Source organism: Lachnoclostridium sp. An196 (assembly GCF_002160135.1).
GTDB classification, from domain to species: Bacteria; Bacillota; Clostridia; order Lachnospirales; family Lachnospiraceae; genus Hominiventricola; species Hominiventricola avistercoris.
Genome location: NZ_NFJZ01000009.1, coordinates 18,178 through 40,248, shown reverse-complemented (window position 1 = coordinate 40,248; position 22,071 = coordinate 18,178). Strand labels below are relative to the sequence as shown.

Sequence of the window (22,071 nt, the reverse complement as noted above, 5' to 3'; positions counted from 1 at the left end):
AATCAACGTCCCTCCGTCGGCCGCGCGTTCTGTCTCTGATGTCCGTGTATTCTTCTCATTCTCCGTATATTCCATTTTACGCTGCTCTTCTGTATCAGGCCGTCAAAAACATACAAGAGCTGCGGCAGCACCAGCATGACCAGGACAATCGAAGTCAGCGTTCCGGTTCCCAGTGTTGTCCCCAGAGAAGCGATCACGGAGTTGGAAGTCATCTGTCCGATCAGAAATCCTGCCACGGTCAGGATACTTCCGGAAGTAATAATCGTTGCGAAACACTGACTCAGGGTTTCTACCACCGCGGTTTTCTTATCCTTTATCGTTTTTCTCAATTCCACGTAACGGTTGGTAATGACGATCGCGTAGTCGATCGTGGCTCCCATCTGTATCGAACTGACGATCAGATAGCTAAGAAAAAACATTGGCGTTCCCGTGACCGTCGGCATTGAAAAATTAATCCAGATACTGCTCTGTATAGTCGCCACCATGATAATCGGAAGACTGTACGAACGGAATGTAAAAAACAGGATTACCAGCACAAAAACAGCCGTCAATATGCTGATCATCACATTATCGGTCAGAAATGATTTGCTCAGATCATAATCACTGGTAGAATCCCCGACCACATAGACTTCATTATAATATTTCGCCGCGATTTCTCTCACCCTGTCAATCGTCGCAAATGTCTCATCGCCTTCTACCGGGCCGGACATGGTGAATAAGAGACGGGAATATTCTTCTCCTTCCAGCTGGTTCCTCGCTTCGCTGATCTGTTTGTGCATGTCCTGAATATCCTGCGACAAATCCTCCGGGAAATCAAACGTCTCATTTTCTTCTTCTCCATAAAGGAAATCGATCATGGAGATGAGCGGAATCTCAAATTCGTCAATGGAGTCCAGAAACGCGCCGTATTTTTCCTCTTTCCAGGCATAGAACCGGTACAGAAGCCTGACTGTCTCCATATCCATACCTGTGACCTCCGCCATCTCGCGGGGGTTCAGACGGTCAGTCAGGACGTATTTCTCATCCTCGTCGACCGCAATGTTCGCCAGTCCCATCGTCGATTCCACCTGATCCAGCTCTTCGATCTCCGCCATAACGGCGGCTTCTCTTTCATAGTCTCCTTTCGGCACTACCACTGCCATACTGTTATCCAGTTCAAATTTTTCCGAAATCTCCTTTTTGGAAGTCAGATATTCATTCATCTTTGCAGATTCTACAGAATTGACATCATATATGTACGGACAGTTTCCCGACAGCCAGATACCCAGCGCCGCCGCACACACAAAAACGGGCAGCGTTACTTTCCGCACATCGACGACCAGTCTTCCCCACCCGTCGATCCTGGGAACAAAGCTTTTGTGCATCGTCCTTTCTATATACCGTTCTCCAAACATAATCAGGGAAGGCATAAACCCGAACACAGAAAGCATGCTCATAACAATCGCCTTTGCCATCACCCTTCCCAGGTCCATCCCTATGCCGAACTGCATGAACATCAGCGCCACCATTCCGGCAATCGTGGTCAGGGAACTGGAGGCGATCTCCGGGATCCCTTTTGTCAGCGCACGGATCAGGGCTTCTTCACTGCTGACCAGCGCTTTTTCTTCCATATAACGATGGAAGAGGATAATCGCGTAATCGATCGCGAGAGCCAGCTGAAGTACAACGCCCACCGCGTTTGTGATGAATGAAACCGTTCCGAAGATAAAATTCGTTCCCATGTTCAGCACAGCGGCCATACCGAACGTCAGCATAAAAATCGGGATCTCTGCATACGTGCCCGAAGTGAACCACAGAACCAGAACGATGATCACCACCGCGATGACCAGGATCACTCCCATCTCCCTCTGCAGTTCCGCGCTGTCATCTTTATCCACCGTAGTGTAAACCCAGGCGTCGTAATCTTCCAGAAGATCCCGGATTTCCGCCATGGCATGCTGAACAGCTGCTTCTTCCTCTTCGCCCTCAAATGTGATGCTGTACAGGGCGGACAGATCACGGTACACATCCCGGAGCGCTTCTTCGTCCGTGACCTCTCCAAGTTCCTCTGCCTCTTCATCACTTTCCTCATAAAACTCCACTTCGGAGACACCACGGATCTCCCTCAGACGGTCTGCCAGCTCCTGCGCGGCACGGAAATCAATATTATCCACCATCACCTTCGCGGTTCCCAGCGTAACAAACTGTTCCTCCATCAGATCGAGCCCCTGCCGCGTCTCCGTGTCCTCTGCCAGATAACTGGTCAGTTCATTTTCCACTTCTACTCTTGGGATCATAAAAAGACAAAAAACAAACAGGACCATGAAACCTGCAAAAATCTGGTTTCTCCTGCCTACAATCCATTCTGCTGTCTTCCTCAAGTCTCTTCCTCCTTGCTTCGATGTTACAAGTGTAACACCCGTGTCAGGTATCATAATACAAAACACGATGCGAGACAAGCGCGCAGAACCGGATTGTGACAAAACCGCCCTGTTTGTTTTCTAAAGATTATTCTTGACGCCGGTCAAAGTTCCGGAGTCTCATTTTTCAGAAGGAGATCCGCCATCTGTCCCGGAGATTCTTTCATTCCGTTTTCCATCCAGCATAAGATAAGCATGCCAAACTTTCCGGCTTCTCCATAAATCCAGTATTCGGTCTCCGGGGATTGTTCCATTCCGAAAACATGTTCCGCCAGATACCCGCAGTACTGGATCAGGTTTTTCATGATCCGGTCATACAGCTTGGCATGATACACATTTTTCAGAAGCAGGTGATTCTCCCCGCAGATGCGGAAGAGTTCTTCTGCCAGCCATTTTTTGTCAGGATTTTGCATCTCCCGGATCCGGTTTAAAAGATTCCGGAATACTTCATCGGCATATTGTTCCAGGATATCGTCTTTCGACTTATAAAGCCGATAATACGACATACGGGAAACTCCCGCTTTTTTTGCGATCTCCGTGATCGTAATATCTTCATATGGCTTCTTTTCCATTAAAAGTAAGAGTGCCGTATACAGGCACTCTTTCGTCATTGTCTCTATTTTTTTGTCCGTCGTATGCTCCGTCATCTTATTTCTCCTGAGCGCGTCTATTTTGCCACAGGCGCAAGCAAAACTTTTCCTGTTCCGCGATATACGTTGACCAGACCTTCTCCGGATGCTGCGGAACCGATCAGAGATTTTCCGGAACGTTCCACTGTAAATTCCAGACTTCCGCTCCAGGCAATCGCCATATTGCCGTCCACTTTCAATACATCATTATTCAGCGTGATCTCGATCAGCTCCTCACGGGGACTCACAGACTCCAGACACACTACTCCCGATCCGCTCAGGCCCAGATTGAACAGGCCTTCTCCTCCCGCCACTGCGGACGAAATATTGGATCGCATCACTGCTTTATGCTTCAGGCTGGATTCACATGCCAGAAAAAGACCGTCGTCCAATACGATCGACCCATTCCAATCGCTTACATCTTCCAGAAGAAGATATCGGTAAGTCGGTTCAAGCACCAGGACGCCGTCTCCGGTGTATTCCGGTTTGATCGCGGATTCGCCCGTCACCTTGCCTCTTACGGCTTTGCCGAACAGATCCCCCACACCTTTGATCCCGGTCGTAGCGTTCACATTGCCCGCCATCCACTGCATGGCCCCTGCCTGTATGGTAACGTTCGCCTTGCTCAGATCGCAGATCACCTGACGTCTGCGCACATTCATCTCATTGCAGAAATACGCGTTCTGCGCGCTGGACGGCGTGACGCTCAAATCCCGGAGATATTCCACAGTCGTAAAAGCTCCGCGGTTCTCCAATATCCGAATATCGTCGTTGTCTGTAAAATTCTTGATCTGAAACATAATACCCTCCTCCTTGGAATTAACTCTATAATCTCATTATATTTCAAATCTGCCCGGAGCACAACTTAAGGTTCTCTTAAATATTATAGTATTTCCAGCAGCTCCGACATCTTTTCCACCGGGATCTGTCCGGGAGCCGACGCGGTACCGGCGGAAGCGAAGGTCACTGCCGATCCGGTCAGCCTGCCGCTCATCCTGCTGACCGCGCCCAGCTCTCCCATGGACATGGTTATCACCGGGATCCGCATCTCCCGGTCCGCCTGTAATGTGGCCTGCATAAGGTTCAGCACTTCCTGCTCTTCACAAGGCATCACCGCCAGTTTGGCCGCGTCCGCCCCCAACTCTTCCATGCTGAGCAGCCGATTCCTCATATCCTCCACAGAGGGCGTGCTTTCAAAATCATGGCTGGACGCGATCACCCGGCATCCGTGCAGCTGCAGCAGCCGGATTGCCGAAGAAGCATGCTCGCCAAGCCGAAAGACCTCCAGATCCACCATGTCCGCGCATCCCGAAGCGGCCGCCGCCTGGCAGAGGCGCAGATATGCTTTCTGATCCGCCGTGTACTGCCCGCCCTCTGCAGCCGTCCGGCAGGTAAACAGAAGCCTTTTCTCTCCCAGCCGTTCCTTTATCCCCTGCAGGGTCATGATCACATCTTCCGGACTGTCCGCGCGCTCATAAAAATCTGCCCTCCACTCCGCGAGATCCACAGAAAGACTGCGGATCCGTTCTGCCTCCTGCCAGATCTTTTCCTGCTCTGTCTCTACGATCGGCACGCAGATGCCGGGGCGTACTTTTCCGAAAGTATCTTCTGCTGTCAACCAAGTCTTTTTCATCATCCGCACCTTACCTGAAATATTTCTCTTTGATCAGTTCCACCGGCATCTCTTTCCCGGTCCAGAGAGAAAAAGCATAGGCTCCCTGATACAGGAGCATATACAGTCCGTTGAACGCGGGGCATCCTGCTTCTTTCGCCATCTTCAAAAAGCGCGTCTCTCTGGGATTGTAGATCACATCTGATACGATCAGCTCCGGACGCAGGTAAGAAGCATCCGGGAGAAGGCATCCGTCTTCCCTGGGACTCATACCCACCGAGGAAGCGTTGACCAGTATTGCGCTGTCTTCGATACTTTTTCTCATCTGATCCGTATCCCTCAATTCATACATGCAGATCCGGCAGTCCGTACTCTCATTGACCCGGCTCACCACCTGGGATACCGCATCCCAGGACGCTCCCGGCCTGGCAAAGAGATCGATCCCGCGCACGCCGTCCAGCGCCGCCTGCGCGATGATGGAAGCGGCCGCTCCCCCGGCCCCGAACAGTGTCATCTTCCCTCCAATGATCTGGTATCCTGCGTCCTTTACCGCGCGCATGTAGCCTTTCCCGTCTGTATTGTATCCGGTAAGCACTCCGTTCTCCTGCACCACCGTATTCACAGACCCGGTCAGCCGGGCCTCCTCGGACAGCACGTCCACGCGTTCGCACATGGCCCGTTTAAAAGGCATCGTACAGTTCCATCCCCTGGCATTCATGGCGATCAATCCGTCTACAGCCTGCTCAAAACGGTCCTCTTCCACATCAAACGCCAGATACACATAATCCAGTCCATGATAGTGAAACGCTTCATTATGCATGGCCGGAGAGATACTGTGTTTCGCCGGGTGCCCCAGCAGACAGGTCAGGCCCGTATATCCGGTAATGGGCAATTCTCTCATTTTTTCTCCTCCATTTACTGTATGCGCAAAAAGAAGCCCTCGCGTGACAGTTCTCTCATACCGCTCCGCGATGGCTTCCCCTATCTTCGTTTTTACCTGTTCTTCTGGAAAAACTGCGGAATTTTAATCTCCTGTTCCTCCACAGAACTCTCCGGCTTCTTAAAGGTCTTCAGGCCTGGAAGAGGCTGAACTGATGTCTTCTTAAGCTCTGGTTTCTTCAAACCGGACACAGGTGTCTGTGTCTTCTGGCCTACCGGTCGGTAAGCCGGCAGAACAGATTTCGCTCCGGCGGTATCCTGAAGGCCGGTAGCGATCACGGTAATGCTGACTTCATCTGTATGACTGGAATCATACATGGCTCCAAAGATCACATTCGCGTCCTCGCCTACCTGCTCCTGTACATAGCTTGCCGCCTCGTTGGCATCAATCAGAGAGATATCACCGGATACATTGATGATGACATGAGTCGCTCCGGCGATAGTAGTCTCCAGAAGAGGACTGGTTACAGCCTGTTTTACCGCCTCCAGCGCCTTGTCGTCCCCTCTTGCCGTACCGATACCGATATGCGCAATACCCTTGTCAGTCATGACTGTCTGTACATCTGCGAAGTCAAGATTGATCAGGGCAGGCATATTGATCAGATCCGTGATCCCCTGTACTGCCTGCTGCAGCACCTCATCCGCTTTCTTTAAAGCTTCAGGCATGGTCGTCCTGCGATCCACAATCTCCAGAAGTTTGTCATTAGGAATCACAATCAGCGTATCCACAGACTCTTTTAACTTTTCGATCCCCAACAGCGCATTATTCATGCGCTGTTTTGCCTCAAAACGGAAAGGCTTCGTCACAACTCCCACCGTCAGGATGCCCATCTCTTTGGCTGCTTTTGCAAGTACCGGAGTAGCTCCCGTACCGGTTCCGCCGCCCATGCCGCAGGTCACAAATACCATATCCGCTCCCTGAATGGCTTCCTTCAGTTCCTCAATGCTCTCTTCTGCCGCCTTCTCTCCAATTTCAGGCTTCGCGCCTGCTCCAAGTCCCTTGGTCAGCTTCTCGCCGATCTGGATGGCAGTCGGAGCTTTACAAAGCTTCAGAGCCTGCTTGTCCGTATTAACCCCGATAAACTCTACTCCACCGATCTGCTCATCTACCATTCTATTTACAGCATTATTTCCTGCTCCGCCTACACCGATCACGATGATACGGGCAGCTGCTTCAGTTTCATTCGTCATGATTTCCAACAAGGCAATTATCCTCCTTCAAACACGATATCCCACGCTATCTTACAATACTATTATTCTAGCCCCTTTTGCATAAATACGCAACTACATTTTTGCGGTTTTATGCATTTTTTTCAGGCTTATTTGGCTGCTTCCAACGAGATGTGGGTACTCTCATCGGTATAATTTTCCATATGTAGTGTTCCGGTCTTATCTTCAAGATCCGGCTCCAGCTGTTTAAGCCTGGCCACCTTCTCATCCAGATTGTCTCCTTCTCCAAGAGCCACCCTGACGCCTCCCATCTGGAAATACAATTCTCCCGCACTGCCGAACCGGATTTCATCCGGCTTCAGATCATATTTGGAAAGCAGCTGTGTCACATCCAGAATTGTGTCAAAGATACTTTCGTCCTCCACACGCAGAGTCTGATACAGAGTCAGCTCTTTAAAAGATAATCCGCTGATCAGCGGCACATCCTCCATCACTTCCTCTGAAATCTCCACCACGATTCCATCCTTGTCAAAGTACACATTTTTCCCCAGATACCGTACATACGCCACGATACTTTTTTCATATACCCGGATCGTGACGCTGCCGGGCGAATCGATCGTCACTTCCATCGTATCAATGAAGGGAATTTCCGGCTGTTCCATGTAGTGATACTGAAAATAAAGATACAAAGAATTTCTTTTATACCCGTCCTGTATCACAAAATCCGCAATTTCTTCTTTTGTATAATACTCATTCCCGATCACGGTCACCTGGCGGATCTGAAAAAAGCCCGCAACAGACAAAAGCAGTACCGCTACAACTGCCAGTACCGCTGTTGCCAGAATCACTTTTTTGATACCTTTTTTCTTCTCATGATACCGCATCTGTCCCAGATCATTTCCTTTGCTTTTCTGCTTATTGTACCATAATCCCCAGTTTTTTCAAATCCCCAATTATATCTTCATAACCGCGCTTCACATATTCCATTCCCCGGACACAGGTCTCCCCTTCTGCTGCCAGCGCCGCCATAATCAGGGCTGCCCCGCCGCGCAGTTCTTTTGCCTCCACCTGAGCGCCGTGCAGTCTGGAGTTTCCTTCCATCAGGACAAAAGACTCTTCCCCCTCGATGTCCGCCCCCATGCGCCGCAGTTCCGGCACGATCTGGAAACGTGCCTCAAAGACTCTCTCCTCGATAAAGCTCATACCGGACGCCACAGACAGTACTGCCAGCAGCACCGACTGCAGATCTGTGGGGAATCCCGGATAGGGCGCCGTCACCACATAGGGAACCGGACTGCACTGGCGGTCCATACGTACATAAATCCAGTCATCTTCCGATTCCACATGGGCCCCCAGTTTCTCCAAAAGTGTGGGAATTCCTCCCAGATGCGCCACAGGCACATGCAGGAGCCGGATATCCCCTTGTGTAAGAAGCGCCCCGAACAGATACGTCCCGGCTACGATCCGGTCTGCCGGGACGATATATTCTGCCGCATGGAGCTTTTTCACCCCTTCAATCTCTACAAGAGAAGTACCCTCCCCACGGATCCTGGCTCCCATTTTTTTCAAAAAGCTTGCCAGTTCCACTATCTCCGGCTCCATAGCCGCACCATGGATCGCCGTTCTGCCTTCCGCCAGCACGGCTGCCAGCAGAATGTTCTCCGTAGCTCCCACACTGGGAAAATCCAGATAAATCTCTGCTCCGCGTAACTTCTGTACTTCTCCTACCAGGGCGTCTTCCCGGTGTCCGAAGATCACGCCCATCTGCTGAAGCGCCTTCAGATGCAGATCAATAGGACGTTTGCCGATAGTGCATCCGCCGGGATATGGAAGTTCCGCCCGATGCAGACGTCCCAGCAGACTTCCCAGAAGCACCAGCGTCGAACGCATCTTGCCTCCTCCAGTTCCCGTGATCCGGTGATTGCCCAGCTGCCGGGTATCCACGATCAGCATATGTCCTTCCCAGCGGGATCTGCACCCCGCCATTTCCAGCATTTCCAGCATATGGTCCACATCAGAAATATGCGGGCAGTGATGCAGCAAAAATACTCCCGATCCCAGTACCATGGCCGCCAGAATCGGCAAGGCCGCATTTTTGGATCCTTGTATCAGCAATTCCCCATGCATTCTCTGGGGACCTTTGATATACAGTTCATTCCCGTCCAAATCCATTCCCTCCACGCCCGTCTCGCGGGTCTGCCGCTATATACCAGTATATGCGTTCTTTCCTCTCAATGTTCCTTTTTCACCTCTCTGGATACACTCAGAGCCAGACCGATCTCTGCCAGCAGAAAAACCACGGACGTGCCTCCATAGCTGATAAAAGGAAGCGTAATGCCGGTATTGGGTATGGTATTGGTCACTACAGCAATATTCAGGATTACCTGGATCATGATATGTCCCATAATTCCAGCCGCCAGGAGGGAACCGAACAAATCCTGCACGTGCGTGCTGATCACCATCAGCCTCCAGATCAGAAGTCCGAAAAGCAGAATCACCCCAACCGCGCCGGACAGCCCCAGTTCCTCACAGATGATGGAAAAGATCATGTCATTCTGCGCCTCCGGCACAAATCCCAGTTTCTGCATGCTGTTGCCCAGCCCCACCCCAAAGATTCCTCCTGATCCGATAGCATAAAGTCCCTGCATGGTCTGATATCCCTTTTCGTAAAGTTCCGGGTTTCGCCAGATAGCCAGACGCTCCAGACGATAGGACTCTACGCTCAGGAAAATGCTGATAAATCCGGTTCCCAGAAGTCCCATCCATATAAAAGGAAGATATCTTGGATTCGCCACAAAGATCAGAATCACCGCGATTCCCAGGATAATGACTGCCGTGCTCAGATTATTGGTCCCCACCAGTCCTACAATGGGCAGCACCGCCAGGATCACCAGAAACATATATTTCCAGGATCTCATATGCGACGCCTGACGGCTGACGATCGCCGCCAGCAATACTACTACAGCCAGTTTGGCAAATTCCGAAGGCTGAAAAGAAAGCGGTCCCAGCGCCAGCCATCTTTTGGATCCGTTATACTCCTGCCCCACAAACAATACCGCTGTAGACAAGAGCAAAGACAGCAGATATCCGGGGACAGCCGCTCGGATCCAGATATGATAATCTATCTGCGACACCAGATACATTGCCATCAGGCCGATACTGCTGGCAAAAAGCTGCTTTTTAAAATAATAGGCAGGATCTGCGAATTTGACCCTGCCATTATACGCGCTCGTACTGTAGAGAATGACCAGCCCGAATACAGCCAGGATCAGAACCAGGATCAGGAGTACATAATCTACAGATTCTTTCGTATCTGCCTGCCTCTGATTCGCCATGTTTTCCTCCGGCTTCTCATGCGTCTCTTATTTAGTTTATGCGCGTACCCGCAAAAAAAGAATCCCGCTTCCGCAGGATTCTTCTCCTCAGATCGCCGCAAGCGCCACCAGGCAGCACAGAGCGGTTATAATAGAAAACACCGTCACCACACGGGTTTCCGACCATCCGCATTTTTCAAAATGATGATGAATCGGCGCCATCTTAAAAAATCTTTTTCCATGTGTCGCTTTAAAATAAGTAACCTGAATAATCACCGAGAGCACCTCAACCAGATAGATCAGCCCCACAATCAGAAGAAACAGCGGAAGCCGCATCATATATGCCGCGGACGCCACAAAGCCTCCCAGCGCCAGTGAACCCGTATCTCCCATAAATACACTGGCGGGATATACGTTAAACAGTAAAAACCCCAGAAGGCCCCCTGTCACCGCACAGGTCACCGGAGCGATGCCGCTGTTCGTTCCCACAGCCACCACAGTAAAAAACACCGCCACCATCACTGTTACACTGGCCGCCAGACCGTCCAGGCCGTCCGTAAAATTTGTACCGTTCACCGTACCTATCACTGCGAAGAACAGAAGCGGAACCGCCAGCCAGCCGATATCCAGATATTTTCCTCCGCTAAAAGGAATCAGCATTGTCAGTCCTACATCCGATATCTGCACCATATAATATGCAAATACTGCCGTGACCACCAGCTGCCCTGCCATCTTCTGCGCAGGCGTCAGTCCCTCTGAGCGGCGCAGCACTACTTTGATAAAATCGTCCAGAAATCCCACCACACCGAAACCTACCGTCATAAACAGAACCGGAATAATCTTTGGAAAATCTTTCACATAAAAGAGAGACGTCACTACCACACCCAGCAGGAAGATGATCCCTCCCATGGTGGGTGTGCCATTCTTTTTCAGGTGGGTTTGCGGTCCGTCGTCACGCACTGTCTGTCCCACTTTCAGTTTTCTCAGTATGGGAATGATCACCGGTCCTGCCGCCGCACTGATAACAAAAGACAGAAGTACCGGAACAGCCACGCCAAAATCCATCATTTTTCACACCTCAACATTCATTCTTTCGTTTTCATTCTTTAAGAGTATACGTCTTTTACGGCTGATTATCAACCTGAATCAAATATTTTTATAGGATATAAGATCGCCGAAGGGCATAAGAAAAAGCAGGTAATGGGAATCGAACCCACCTCTCCAGCTTGGGAAGCTGGCGTTCTACCGATGAACTATACCTGCGAACGAAAATATTATACAACAATGAATTCAAAAAAGCAAGAAAATTTTCCCTGTAAACTTATCCTGTAAACTTATCATAGATTTCCCGGAATACGACAAAACAGAAAAGGACCCCGCCGCCGAACAGCGGCGGGAAACATGGCCAGGACCCCTGCGGCAGGAAATAAGGAACCCCTTTCAAAGTTCGCATTTACTCCTGTTCTTCTGTACCTTTTATCAGACTTTCATCCTTCTCAATCCCCAGATATGGCAGAATATTCGCGAAAATCTCCTTTACCACCGGAGCGCACACGGTGCCGCCATAGTAGACGCCCTGCGGATCATGAACGATACAGACCGCCAGTACCTGCGGGTCGTTGGCCGGAGCAAATCCCAGAAATGAAGAGATGTATTTGTTGGCGCTTCTGGGAAGCGTCTGGGATGTGGCCGTCTTGCCCCCGATTCGGTACCCTTCCAGATAAGCTTTATTTCCGGAGCCCTCGGATACTACTTTCTCCAGAATCTCCCTCATCTGCGCGGAAACTTCTTCGGTCACGATTCCTTCCTGTACTTCATAATCAAATTCTTTCAGAACCTGCCCCGAAGAACGTTCCTGAACCGCCACAGCGAAGTGCGGCGTGATCCTTCTTCCTCCGTTAATTACGGAACTTGCCATCGTTGCAAGCTGTACCGGCGTGATCTGAAACGACTGGCCAAATGTCATCGTCGCCAGCTCCACTTCGCCGATATTCTCTTTTTGATGCATGATCGTGGACGCTTCCCCCGGGATATCGATGCCGGTTTCGGTGAGGAGTCCATAGTCCACAAACGTGTCATAAAACAGATCCGTACCCATGGCAAGGCCCATCGTCATCAGGGCCGGATTACAGGAATTCATAATTGCGTGGGTAAAATCCTGATCCCCATGCCCACCAACCTTATGGCAGCGGATCCTCCGGTCTTCCACAATCTTATACCCGGGACAGTTAAAATGGTCTTCCAGCGTGCAGGTCCCGGTCAGCAGCGCTGCGGAAGAAGTAAAAATCTTAAACGTGGACCCAGGCTCATAAGTGTCATTGACGCTCTGATTCCGCCACATCTGGTTCAATGCGTCCTGTTTTTGTTCTTCTGTCATCAGAGAATCATCTACTCCCGTATTCAAAGTAAACGGATCATTCAGGTCAAATTCCGGCACATTTACGCAGGCATAGATTTCTCCGTTCTGCGGATTCATAATCAATATAGAGACGTAGTCCGCCTGTTTTGCTTCCATGACCTTCAGCGCTTCTTGCTGCGCGTAGGACTGAATGTTATAATCCAGGCTGACCACAAGATCATTGCCGGGCACCGACTCCACCCGCTCCTCTTTGGCGTTCTCGATCTCGATGCCTCTGGCGTCCGTCAATGTCAGAATCGTTCCCGGAATTCCTTCCAGATACTCGTCATACATGACCTCCAGGCCGATGATTCCCTGATTGTCGCTCCCCGTAAATCCCAATACCTTGGAAGCCAGTTCGTCATACGGATAATAACGCTTAAAATCTTCGTCCACCTTCACCCCGGCATAGTGATAAGCCCGGATAGCATCCCCCACCTCTTTGTCCACATTGGACTGAATCCGCTCAATCGAACTTACTTTTTCCACCCTGCTGCGCACTGTTTCCTCTGACAGTCCCAGTTCCTTGCAGAGCATCTGGATCACCGCTTCCGGATCCTCGATCTGGCTGTGTATCACGGAGATGGTGCAGACAGTCCGGTTATCGGCCAGTACCGTGCCGGTCCGGTCAACGATCCGTCCCCTGGCCGCTTTGATGCTCCGCTCTCTCTCATGAAGATCCTGCGCCAGTTCCTGGTAATATTCTGACTCAAATATCATAAGATAAACCAGTCTCCCCGCAAGGACGGCCATCATGCCAAAACAGGCAAAAAATACGATCAGTATCTTTTTTTTGTGAAAAGTCATACAATGCACAAAAACACCTCATAAGACTTTTTTGTTCCAAATCTATGAAACATTTTCTTGTCTTATGAGGCGTTAAATCATTCAAATCCAGTTATTCTGTCGGATCCGCATCGGGATCTTCTTCCGTCGCAATCTCCGGCTGCACGTCTACCAGATTCTGATTGACTGGAGTATCTCCCAGAACAGAATCGTCCTCCTCGTCCACACTTTCCGGATCCGGCATCTGCACGGTCTCCCCGGTCTGCGGATCTACGAGAGTTCCATCTTCCGGAGTCTCTTCTTCCTCTTCTTCCGCAGGCGTCTCCTCTGCAGCTTCTTCTTCCTGCGCAGCTTCCACTTCATCCACCATGTCTTCCGGAATCTCCTCAGTCGGATAGATATTCAGATACGGAAGAGCTTCTTCCATGATGTTTTTCCAGATCTCCATTGCGAAAGAACTGGAGGACTGCTTTTCTGCGTTTGGTTCATCCACCACCACATAGAGCACGACTTCCGGATTCTCCGCCGGCGCGAATCCGATAAAGGATACCAGATAATTGGTTTTATCTCTTGGGATCTTCTCCGCCGTACCGGTCTTGCCTCCCATAGCGTATCCCGCTATACGCGCGGCTTTTCCGGTAGCGTTATTGCCATTGGCGTCTGTCTCTCCATACATAGTGTTGTACAGGTACTGACAAATCAGAGATGATGTTTTTGAAGAGACCGGCTCTCTTAAAACCACAGGCTCAATGTTCTGTACAGTTCCTCCATTGCTGTCCAAAATCCTTTTCACCACATGGGGCTGATAGTAATAGCCCCCGTTGATGCAGGCAGAAAATGCCGCAGCCATCTGTATCATCGTCACATTATAGTTCTGCCCGAAAGAATTAGTCGCCAGATCTGTGGATCCCATCACCAGATTCTCGCTGGGTGCCGTGTCTTCCGAATAATAAAGAAGACTGTCCGTACGGGCTTCTCCCGGCAGATCGATCCCGGTGCGCAGTCCCAGATTGAACATATTCTGATACTTGGAGAAATCTTCTTCTCCTACCTTCGCCGCGATCTGCATCAATGCGTCATTGCAGGAGAACATCAGCGACCCCTGCAGATCAATGATGCCATGCCCGACTCTCTTGGAGCACCAGATTGTGTGACTTCCTACTGTCTGATTGCCGTCGCACAGGAAAGTATCGCCGTCATGAACTGCGCCGGTCTCCAGAGCCGCCGCGATTGTGATCGGCTTCGCAGTGGATCCCGGTTCATAGGTATCGCTCACGCAGAAATTTCTCCACAGCTCATTGAGTGCATTCAGCCGTTCTTCCTCGGTAAGATTCTCCGCTTCTTCTTCCGTATAAAGACCGTTGATCACCACATCATAGGGGTTATTCAGATCATAGACCCGGTTGCTGGCCATAGCCAGGATCTCTCCTGTATTGGGATCCATCATGATCGCCGCCGCGGTCTTGCTGCCGTCTCCTTCCCGGTAAGCATCCGTATATTTTTCCTGGAACTCTGCAATCGCGTTCTCCACAATCTGCTGAAGCGTAATATCAATAGTGGACACAACGCTGTTGCCGTCCGTAGCTGCGCGTACAGACTTTTCCTGCTCCAGATCTTCATTCAGATAATTGTAACTTCTTCCGTTTTCCCCATTCAGAGTCTCGCTGTACTCCTGTTCGATACCATATTGTCCCACATTGCCGGATACCGTGTATCCGATCACATTACATGCCAGCGTATCGTAGGGATACCTCCGGATATAATCCTCTTCCAGCCAGACACCTTCGATCCGGTTCGCGGAATCTTCCATCGCGGTCTCAAATTCTTCCACTTCGTCCTTGGTCAGCTGCTTCTCCAGTACCACATAATGACTGTCCGCGTTTTCCTGCATGATCCTGTCCAGTTCGGCCCGATCCTGTCCAAAATAATTAACCAGCGCCTGCAGGGTCGGTTCCACGCAGTCTTTGGTGGCATCGTCGCTGTGATATTCCCAGAGCACACCCGGATCCAGTATCAGATTATATACTTTCTCACTGGTGGCAAGAACAGTTCCGTTGCGGTCATAAATATCTCCCCTTTTATAGGGAAGCGTAATACTGTTCGTATCCTGCTGCGCAAGCACCTTCATGGTATACTGGTCTCCGCTGACCCGGTTAATATAGACCAGACGTATCATGATACCTACCAGCGCCAGAACTATAACGGAAAACGTCAGCGCCAGCTTTCTCTTGATCTTCAGTGTTATCTGTTTTCTTTTCGATATACGTCTTCGATATGCAGCCACTTAATGCTCCTGTCTGTATTCTGGTTATTTTCCAAGTATCTGATCTGCCAATGAACTCTCTTCCTCCGGCAACTCCCCGCTCTGTCTTACATAATCCTGGGTTCCGTTGTCATACAGAATGACCTGATCCGGTTCCGCATAGACCATGCCCAGCTCGTTGATCGCCACATCGCGAATATAATCCAGATCCATAGAAGTCATAATTCGGGTATAATTGTCATCATTTTCTTTTCTCAGCTCTTCCAGCTGAGTCTCCATAGACGCAATGTTCTTCACATGGCTGGTCGTTTCTGCTTGCAGCTGCAGATACCGTACACAAGACCACAGAACCATACAGGCCGCTGCAGCAAGAAAAAAAGTATAGAGAAGATTGGTATACTGCACCTTTTCTTTCCCAGCTTGTCTGTTTCGATGTTCTGCAGAACGCCGTTCCCTTCTCGGACGTTCCGCCGGCTGTATCTTTCGTACAGTATTTCCCTCTACATATCCATATTTCTTTTTTGAGGCCATCGCCAACACCCGCTTTCTTTCCTTTTTCTTTACTCCCTTTCAAAAACCCGAAGCTTCGCGCTCTTGGAACGGCTGTTTTCTTCCAGTTCTTTCTCCGAGGGAAGAATCGGTTTTTTGGTAACTACTTTGCCTTTTGGAATCTTCCCGCACACACATACCGGAAAAGAACTGGGACATGTGCAGGGATGTTCAAAAGTACGGAACGCATTTTTTACAATCCGGTCTTCCAGGGAATGGAAGGTAATGATGCACAGTCTCCCTCCCGGCCGGAGCATGTCCGCCATGTCTTCCAGAGAATCCTTGAGAACTTCCAGTTCCTGATTCAGTTCAATCCGGATTGCCTGAAATGTCTGTTTTGCCGGATGCCCTTTCTGCATCCGTATCTTCATGGGGATGGCTGACTTGATAATCTCCACCAGTTCCCCTGTAGTCTCAATCGGTTTTATCTCTCTCGCCTGTACAATATGTCTGGCAATGTTTTTTGCAAATTTATCTTCTCCGTAGTCTCTGATGATACGGTACAGCTCTGTCTCGCTGTAGGCATTGACAATATCTCTTGCTGTCTTATCCTGTCTCTGATCCATACGCATGTCCAGCGGTACATCTTCCCTGTAGGTAAAACCTCTTTCCGCTTCATCCAGCTGATAAGAAGAGACCCCCAGATCCAGCAGAATACCATCCACCTGCCCGACTTCCCGGTTCTTCAGCTCCTCTTTCATATGGCAGTAATTGCTCCGGATGATCGTCACCTTGTCTTTGAATTCTGCAAGGCGTTCCCCGGCAGCTTTTATAGCCGCTTCATCCTGATCAATCCCATAGAAATGTCCTTTCTCGGAAAGTCTTCTGCACACCTCAAAGGCATGTCCTCCTCCGCCCAGGGTTCCATCCACATAGATCCCGTCCGGGCGGATCTTCAGCTGCTCGATCGTCTCCTCCAACATGACGGAATAATGTCTGAACTCCATGAGCCGTCTCCTTACTCTCTGCTGCCCAGCCCGTTCAGATGCTCCGCGATCACATCCATATTGCTGAAATCTGCATTTTCTTTCCAAAGCTCTTCATTCCAGATCTCAATATGATCCAGCATCCCTGCCAACAGCACATCTTTTTCTATATGAGCGAATTCTCTGAGCGTCACCGGAAGCAGTATTCTTCCCTGCTTGTCCAGTTCACAGGTAGTCGCTCCTGCGATGATAAATCTGGTAAAAAGTCTGGCATTTTTATCGGTAAGAGGCAGTTTCTGAAGCTGCTGCACATAAGCTTCCCAACTGTTCATAGGATACACGAAAAGGCAGCCATCCAGTCCTCTTGTCACAACAAACTCGCCGCCGAGCAGTTCCCGGAACTTCGAGGGTATAATCAGCCTGCCCTTGGGATCTACCGTATGTCTGTACTCGCCCATGAACATCGATATGCACCCTCTTCCGCCTGAATGGCCCCACTTTTATACCTTTTGGAACCACTAAAAACCACTTTTCACCACTTACTTGTTAATCATACCCCGGATTTGCCAAAATTGCAATAGGTTTCTTAAGGGATTCTTCAGAAACTCTTTGTTTTTCCTTCATTTTCCGGTGAAAATGCACAAAAAAAGAACCCTCATAGGGCCGCAGCAGCAGTCCTATAAGAGTCTCTTTTCTTCTGTCTGTCAATATGAAGTTGTATTTTCCGCTTCGTAACGTTCGATCAGCCGATCCAGCTTCTGTGACTCTGCCAGCAGGCCTTCCAGGCTGCTGTCCTTCTCCACCAGATACTCCAGCTTTATGCGCTGACGTTCAATCGCCAGCTTGATCCTCTTCTGTCTGTCCATGTTCCTCCCTGACCGCTCTGCGCCTACCCATGATGATCAAAAACAGGGAAACAAGAATCAGCACGCCCGCCAACAACTGTGATACCGGAATACCCGTACTGCCGATCTGCAGCTGGTCTGTCCGAAGGCCTTCAATCCAGACCCTGCCAAGGCCGTATCCCAACACATATGTCAGGAAAAGTTCGCCCCGGAATTTTTTCCGGTCACGATACCAGTACAGAAAACAGAGAACACCCAGATTCCAGATGGACTCATACAGGAATGTCGGATGTACCTGAATAAACTGTTCTCCTCCAATCACCTGTACATGCGCCCACATTTCTTCCGTAATCTCATTGACTCGAACAGCGCTTACCGGAAGCTGCATGGCAAACAGGCTGTCCGTATATCCTCCAAATGCTTCTCTGTTGAAAAAATTTCCCCAGCGTCCCAAAATCTGACCGGCTACCAGTCCGATACAGGCTGTATCCAGAAGCAGCGGAAAAGAAAGTTTCTTTACACGGCTGTAGACATAAACCGTAGCCACTGCTCCAATGATCCCTCCATAGATGGCGAGGCCTCCCTGCCTCAGGTTAAAAATACTGAGCAGGTTGTCCTTGTAATGATCCCATGAGAAAATCACATAATATGCTCTCGCACAAATAACAGATACAATAATGGCGTAAATCACCATATCTGTGTATGTATCCGGATTCTGACCGGTCCTTTTCGCCTCTCTCTGCGCCAGGTACAGCCCCAGCAGGATGGAACATCCTATGATAATTCCGTAATAGGCGATATCGAATCCAAATACAGAGATGGATTTCCCCACATGCTCCAGGTAGATTCCCAGATGTGGAAAGTTGATTGATGTGTTCATTGTTGAAAGTCCTTTCCATGCAAACCGCCCTGTACGGCTTACGTCTCTATTTTATTTCTATTTACGACATTTTTCAACCGAATGTTGTCGACAGAATTCGACAAACATGTTCTTACACATTGAACAGGAATTCAATCACATCTCCGTCCTTAACCACATATTCTTTCCCCTCCGAGCCAACCAGCCCTTTTGCTCTGGCGGCCGCGATGGAACCGCAATCCAGCAGATCCTGATAGTTCACTACTTCTGCGCGGATAAATCCTCTCTCAAAATCTGAATGAATCTTACCTGCCGCCTGGGGCGCCTTGGTCCCCACTTTAATTGTCCATGCCCTGGTCTCTTTTTCTCCTGCTGTCAGATAGCTGATCAGCCCCAGAATACGGTAGCTTGCCTGGATCAATTTGTCCAGACCGGAAGTCTTGATTCCCAGATCTTCCAGAAACATTTTCTTTTCATCTTCTTCCAGTTCCGAAATCTCTTCCTCGATCTGGGCACAGATCACAAATACTTCGCTGTGTTCCGACGCGGCAAACTCACGCACCTTCTGTACATTGGGATTGGAAGCTCCATCATCTGCCAGATCATCTTCCGACACATTCGCAGCATAGATCACCGGCTTTGCCGTCAGCAGATTGTAGGAGGCAAACCACGCCTGCTCTTCCTCGTCATCCAGCCCGCCAAAAGTTTTGGCAGTCTTGCCTTCTTCCAGATGTGCTTTAATCCGCTGCATCAGATCCAGTTCTTTGGCAAGTGTCTTATCGTTTCTGGCTCCCCTGGAGGTCTTGGCGATCCTTCTCTCCAGAATCTCAATATCAGAAAAAATCAGTTCCAGATTGATCGTCTCAATATCGCGCAGCGGATCCACACTGCCGTCTACATGAACCACATTAGGATCCTCGAAACATCTCACCACATGGATGATCGCATCCACTTCCCGGATATTCGCAAGAAACTGATTGCCGAGGCCCTCTCCCTTGGAAGCGCCTTTTACCAGTCCCGCAATATCCACAAATTCAATCACCGCCGGCGTCACTTTCGCGGAATGATACAGATCCGCCAGCCTGCCCAGTCTTTCATCCGGTACAGCAACCACGCCCACATTGGGATCAATGGTACAGAAGGGATAGTTTGCCGACTCTGCGCCGGCCTTGGTCAAAGAATTAAAAAGGGTGCTCTTGCCCACATTGGGGAGTCCCACGATACCTAATTTCATATATCTTCACATCTCCTTTATTTATCAGTGTTTTCAGGCTTTTCAATTTGCTTCTACGCCCTTTTTACGCCCTCAGTCCAAAAGAGTCCGGCGCAATTACAAAGTTTAGCACAAAGGCCTCTTTTTTTCAATCGCAACCGGCAATTCTTCCGAAAATAACTTCCGCTCTTCTTGCATCCCTGATTCATGCGTGCTATAATCCCATTTAATTTTATACCAGAAAGAAGGGAATCTATTTCATGTACCAAACTGCTTCAGGTAAGACACCTTTCAGATTTCTGTATTTCATCGCCAGTGCTCTTACCCTCCTGGCACTTTCCGCCGATCTGAATCCTCCGGAAAGCGGCGAAAGTCTTTTATCCGTGATCGAATCTTTTCAAAGCGTCCATATCACGGATATTATTCTGTTTTTGTTTCTGCTTTATTTTTACCGTCATGCGCTTACCGTATACAAAACCAGCTTTCTGTCGGTTCGTGCAAAATTATGCTGTCATATTCCGGCAGCTCTTTTTGCTGTATTTATGATTCTCGGACACTCCTTTTACGCAGACAACAGCTGGAATCTGGTTTTCGAGAGCAGCATGCAGCTTCTGAAATCCTGCATCGCTCTGTCGGGATGGTATGCGCTCTTTTTCTGCTGCACCGTCTGCCTTTTCGATTTTGCAGACAGGCTTCCGTTCATGCATTTTGAAAAAAAACAGGTTCCTTATGTGATCCGCCGCTATCTCGGCGCGCTGGAAACACATCCTTTCAGGACCTGCTTTCTCACTCTCCTGATTGCCTGCTTTCCCTATATGGTTCTCTCATATCCGGCAATATTTACGCATGATACGCGGACACAACTCGTCAATATGTACCAGGGTCTGAAAGAAACCGCAACGCTGCGCAACCAGCATCCGATCGTCCATTCCCTGACCATGTATTTTTTCACCGAACTGGGACGGATCCTCTTTTCCTCCATGAACACCGGCATGTTCCTTTACGCTCTTTTTCAGCTCCTGCTGCTTGTGGCAGCCATGTCCTGGACCGTAAAGCTTCTCATGGAACTGAAAGCTCCCTGCCGGGCTGTCATCCCGCTGATGCTTCTCTTTCTTCTGTCACCCACGACACAGAACTATATGTTTACCTGTATTAAAGACGTCCCGTTCTGTGCATTTTTGATGGTTTTTCTGGTCCAGCTTTTTCGTATCGTCACCGGAAGATGCGGTGAAAACCGACAACGGGTATTTCATCAGATCCTGCTGACCGTCTCAGCTCTGGGTATGTTCTTTTTCCGGCAGGACGGCATTTATCAGTTGCTGATTACCTTCCTGGTACTGCTGGCCGCCAATCGGAAAAGCAGAAAATTATGGAGAAATATGGGAATCGTTTTCCTGTGCCTGTTTATTGTCTGGAACAACATCCTGCTCCCGGCCTTTCAGGTAAGACCTTCCAGTCGGAGGGAAATGCTGTCGATCCCGTTTCAGCAGACCGCGCGTTATATACGGGACGCAGGCGATCAGGTTACCGAAGAAGAGGCGGAAGCCATTTCCGCCATTCTTGACTATGAAAATCTGGGCGAACTTTATAATCCCAATCTGTCGGATCAGGTAAAAGGCACCTTCAACGACGATGCCACCGGCGAGGATCTCGCAGCATATTTCCGCGTGTGGTTCCAAATGCTGCTAAAGCGCCCCGATATATATGTCCAGGCCACCATGAATAATATATACGGCTATTTTTACCCTGACGGCTACCTGAACAGCGTCAATTCCTACGCCGAAAGCGAAGAGCATATGGAGAAACTGAATGACTCTCTGGAAACATACGGAGCGGATTTCCATTATCCGTCTTTTCTGCAGAGTATACGAAATACATATGAGACTTTCCGGGACGCTCTTTTCTCTCTTCCGGTGCTCTCCCTTCTGCGGATGCCTGCTTTCTATGTATGGGGACTGCTGCTGTGGGCTTTTTACTGTCTCGCAAGACGGAAACGCGATTCCCTGTCCGTCACGACGCCTCTGCTGGTCGCCCTGCTGGTCTGCATTGCCGGTCCGGCATACGGCTGGTATTTCCGGTATCTGTTTGCCATATCTCTATGTCTGCCGTGCGTTATTCTGACAGGACTCTATATTTCCTCCGGGCAAAAGACCGACGGACAAATCTGAA

General features: G+C 49.6%; 19 protein-coding genes and 1 tRNA gene. 1 reads left to right on the top strand and 19 read right to left on the bottom strand.

Translation table 11 applies throughout. From position 1 onward, the window contains the following. Nucleotides 1–2 precede the first annotated feature (2 nt). From B5F29_RS11180 to ychF, 19 genes are all read right to left on the bottom strand, one after another. Nucleotides 3–2,360 carry an efflux RND transporter permease subunit gene (locus B5F29_RS11180; RefSeq protein WP_162608410.1) on the bottom strand — a complete coding sequence of 786 codons (2,358 nt, stop codon included), beginning with the start codon at nt 2,358–2,360 and terminating at the stop codon, nt 3–5. Between the two features lie 143 nt (nt 2,361–2,503). Further along, on the bottom strand, nt 2,504–3,046 hold the full coding sequence (locus B5F29_RS11175) for a TetR/AcrR family transcriptional regulator (RefSeq protein WP_087154717.1): 543 nt from the start codon (nt 3,044–3,046) through the stop codon (nt 2,504–2,506). A gap of 20 nt (nt 3,047–3,066) precedes the next feature. After that, nucleotides 3,067–3,828: an AIM24 family protein gene (locus B5F29_RS11170; RefSeq protein WP_087154716.1), complete on the bottom strand. Its 762-nt coding sequence runs from the start codon at nt 3,826–3,828 to the stop codon at nt 3,067–3,069. 83 nt (nt 3,829–3,911) lie between these two features. Further along, nucleotides 3,912–4,664, bottom strand: coding sequence for a type I 3-dehydroquinate dehydratase (gene aroD, locus B5F29_RS11165; protein WP_143449148.1), 753 nt, complete (start codon nt 4,662–4,664; stop codon nt 3,912–3,914). Between the two features lie 7 nt (nt 4,665–4,671). After that, complete coding sequence (locus B5F29_RS11160) at nt 4,672–5,541, bottom strand: quinate/shikimate dehydrogenase (protein ID WP_087154714.1); 870 nt, start codon at nt 5,539–5,541, stop codon at nt 4,672–4,674. Between the two features lie 92 nt (nt 5,542–5,633). After that, nucleotides 5,634–6,770, bottom strand: a complete 1,137-nt coding sequence (gene ftsZ / locus B5F29_RS11155) for a cell division protein FtsZ (protein ID WP_191394124.1) — start codon at nt 6,768–6,770, stop codon at nt 5,634–5,636. Nucleotides 6,771–6,898: 128 nt separating this feature from the next. Continuing rightward, complete coding sequence (locus tag B5F29_RS11150; RefSeq protein ID WP_087154712.1) at nt 6,899–7,633, bottom strand: cell division protein FtsQ/DivIB; 735 nt, start codon at nt 7,631–7,633, stop codon at nt 6,899–6,901. 31 nt (nt 7,634–7,664) lie between these two features. Further along, the gene (murA, locus tag B5F29_RS11145; protein ID WP_162608409.1) at nt 7,665–8,915 is read right to left on the bottom strand and encodes a UDP-N-acetylglucosamine 1-carboxyvinyltransferase; all 1,251 of its coding nucleotides are present in this window, start codon (nt 8,913–8,915) and stop codon (nt 7,665–7,667) included. A 65-nt stretch (nt 8,916–8,980) separates the two neighbouring features. Then, nucleotides 8,981–10,084, bottom strand: a complete 1,104-nt coding sequence (locus tag B5F29_RS11140; RefSeq protein ID WP_087154710.1) for an FtsW/RodA/SpoVE family cell cycle protein — start codon at nt 10,082–10,084, stop codon at nt 8,981–8,983. Between the two features lie 87 nt (nt 10,085–10,171). After that, on the bottom strand, nt 10,172–11,128 hold the full coding sequence (mraY, locus tag B5F29_RS11135) for a phospho-N-acetylmuramoyl-pentapeptide-transferase (protein WP_087154831.1): 957 nt from the start codon (nt 11,126–11,128) through the stop codon (nt 10,172–10,174). A 127-nt stretch (nt 11,129–11,255) separates the two neighbouring features. Further along, a tRNA-Gly gene (locus B5F29_RS11130) sits at nt 11,256–11,326 on the bottom strand. A 190-nt stretch (nt 11,327–11,516) separates the two neighbouring features. Further along, nucleotides 11,517–13,268, bottom strand: coding sequence for a peptidoglycan D,D-transpeptidase FtsI family protein (locus tag B5F29_RS11125; RefSeq protein ID WP_442911278.1), 1,752 nt, complete (start codon nt 13,266–13,268; stop codon nt 11,517–11,519). A 91-nt stretch (nt 13,269–13,359) separates the two neighbouring features. Continuing rightward, nucleotides 13,360–15,531, bottom strand: a complete 2,172-nt coding sequence (locus B5F29_RS11120; protein WP_242955648.1) for a peptidoglycan D,D-transpeptidase FtsI family protein — start codon at nt 15,529–15,531, stop codon at nt 13,360–13,362. 24 nt (nt 15,532–15,555) lie between these two features. Further along, a complete protein-coding gene (locus B5F29_RS11115) occupies nt 15,556–16,041 on the bottom strand; it encodes a cell division protein FtsL (RefSeq protein ID WP_143449147.1) in 486 nt (161 codons plus the stop codon). A gap of 29 nt (nt 16,042–16,070) precedes the next feature. After that, nucleotides 16,071–17,006 carry a 16S rRNA (cytosine(1402)-N(4))-methyltransferase RsmH gene (gene rsmH, locus B5F29_RS11110; protein ID WP_087154707.1) on the bottom strand — a complete coding sequence of 312 codons (936 nt, stop codon included), beginning with the start codon at nt 17,004–17,006 and terminating at the stop codon, nt 16,071–16,073. Between the two features lie 11 nt (nt 17,007–17,017). After that, a complete protein-coding gene (gene mraZ, locus B5F29_RS11105; RefSeq protein ID WP_087154706.1) occupies nt 17,018–17,449 on the bottom strand; it encodes a division/cell wall cluster transcriptional repressor MraZ in 432 nt (143 codons plus the stop codon). A gap of 240 nt (nt 17,450–17,689) precedes the next feature. Then, nucleotides 17,690–17,851 (bottom strand): Spo0E family sporulation regulatory protein-aspartic acid phosphatase, encoded by a 162-nt coding sequence (locus tag B5F29_RS16315; protein ID WP_143449146.1) that lies wholly within the window; start codon nt 17,849–17,851, stop codon nt 17,690–17,692. Continuing rightward, nucleotides 17,817–18,710 (bottom strand): prolipoprotein diacylglyceryl transferase, encoded by an 894-nt coding sequence (lgt, locus tag B5F29_RS11100; protein ID WP_087154705.1) that lies wholly within the window; start codon nt 18,708–18,710, stop codon nt 17,817–17,819. Before lgt ends, B5F29_RS16315 begins: the two co-directional genes overlap by 35 nt. A 112-nt stretch (nt 18,711–18,822) precedes the next feature. After that, nucleotides 18,823–19,923, bottom strand: coding sequence for a redox-regulated ATPase YchF (gene ychF / locus B5F29_RS11095; protein WP_087154704.1), 1,101 nt, complete (start codon nt 19,921–19,923; stop codon nt 18,823–18,825). Nucleotides 19,924–20,162: 239 nt separating this feature from the next. On the opposite strand from ychF, the gene B5F29_RS11090 reads away from it, so the two are divergent. After that, nucleotides 20,163–22,070 (top strand): DUF6020 family protein, encoded by a 1,908-nt coding sequence (locus B5F29_RS11090; protein WP_087154703.1) that lies wholly within the window; start codon nt 20,163–20,165, stop codon nt 22,068–22,070. Nucleotide 22,071: the final 1 nt, after the last annotated feature.

What these genes read in the sequence shown, in the direction of transcription:
- aroD (WP_143449148.1), bottom strand. Translation starts at nt 4,664, where the DNA reads ATGATGAAAAAGACTTGGTTGACAGCAGAAGATACTTTCGGAAAAGTA.
- B5F29_RS11125 (WP_442911278.1), bottom strand. Translation starts at nt 13,268, where the DNA reads ATGACTTTTCACAAAAAAAAGATACTGATCGTATTTTTTGCCTGTTTT.
- rsmH (WP_087154707.1), bottom strand. Translation starts at nt 17,006, where the DNA reads ATGGAGTTCAGACATTATTCCGTCATGTTGGAGGAGACGATCGAGCAG.
- lgt (WP_087154705.1), bottom strand. Translation starts at nt 18,710, where the DNA reads ATGAACACATCAATCAACTTTCCACATCTGGGAATCTACCTGGAGCAT.
- B5F29_RS16315 (WP_143449146.1), bottom strand. Translation starts at nt 17,851, where the DNA reads ATGGACAGACAGAAGAGGATCAAGCTGGCGATTGAACGTCAGCGCATA.
- mraY (WP_087154831.1), bottom strand. Translation starts at nt 11,128, where the DNA reads ATGGATTTTGGCGTGGCTGTTCCGGTACTTCTGTCTTTTGTTATCAGT.
- B5F29_RS11115 (WP_143449147.1), bottom strand. Translation starts at nt 16,041, where the DNA reads ATGGCCTCAAAAAAGAAATATGGATATGTAGAGGGAAATACTGTACGA.
- mraZ (WP_087154706.1), bottom strand. Translation starts at nt 17,449, where the DNA reads ATGTTCATGGGCGAGTACAGACATACGGTAGATCCCAAGGGCAGGCTG.
- B5F29_RS11170 (WP_087154716.1), bottom strand. Translation starts at nt 3,828, where the DNA reads ATGTTTCAGATCAAGAATTTTACAGACAACGACGATATTCGGATATTG.
- B5F29_RS11150 (WP_087154712.1), bottom strand. Translation starts at nt 7,633, where the DNA reads ATGCGGTATCATGAGAAGAAAAAAGGTATCAAAAAAGTGATTCTGGCA.
- B5F29_RS11175 (WP_087154717.1), bottom strand. Translation starts at nt 3,046, where the DNA reads ATGACGGAGCATACGACGGACAAAAAAATAGAGACAATGACGAAAGAG.
- B5F29_RS11140 (WP_087154710.1), bottom strand. Translation starts at nt 10,084, where the DNA reads ATGGCGAATCAGAGGCAGGCAGATACGAAAGAATCTGTAGATTATGTA.
- ychF (WP_087154704.1), bottom strand. Translation starts at nt 19,923, where the DNA reads ATGAAATTAGGTATCGTGGGACTCCCCAATGTGGGCAAGAGCACCCTT.
- ftsZ (WP_191394124.1), bottom strand. Translation starts at nt 6,770, where the DNA reads ATGACGAATGAAACTGAAGCAGCTGCCCGTATCATCGTGATCGGTGTA.
- B5F29_RS11160 (WP_087154714.1), bottom strand. Translation starts at nt 5,541, where the DNA reads ATGAGAGAATTGCCCATTACCGGATATACGGGCCTGACCTGTCTGCTG.
- B5F29_RS11090 (WP_087154703.1), top strand. Translation starts at nt 20,163, where the DNA reads ATGTACCAAACTGCTTCAGGTAAGACACCTTTCAGATTTCTGTATTTC.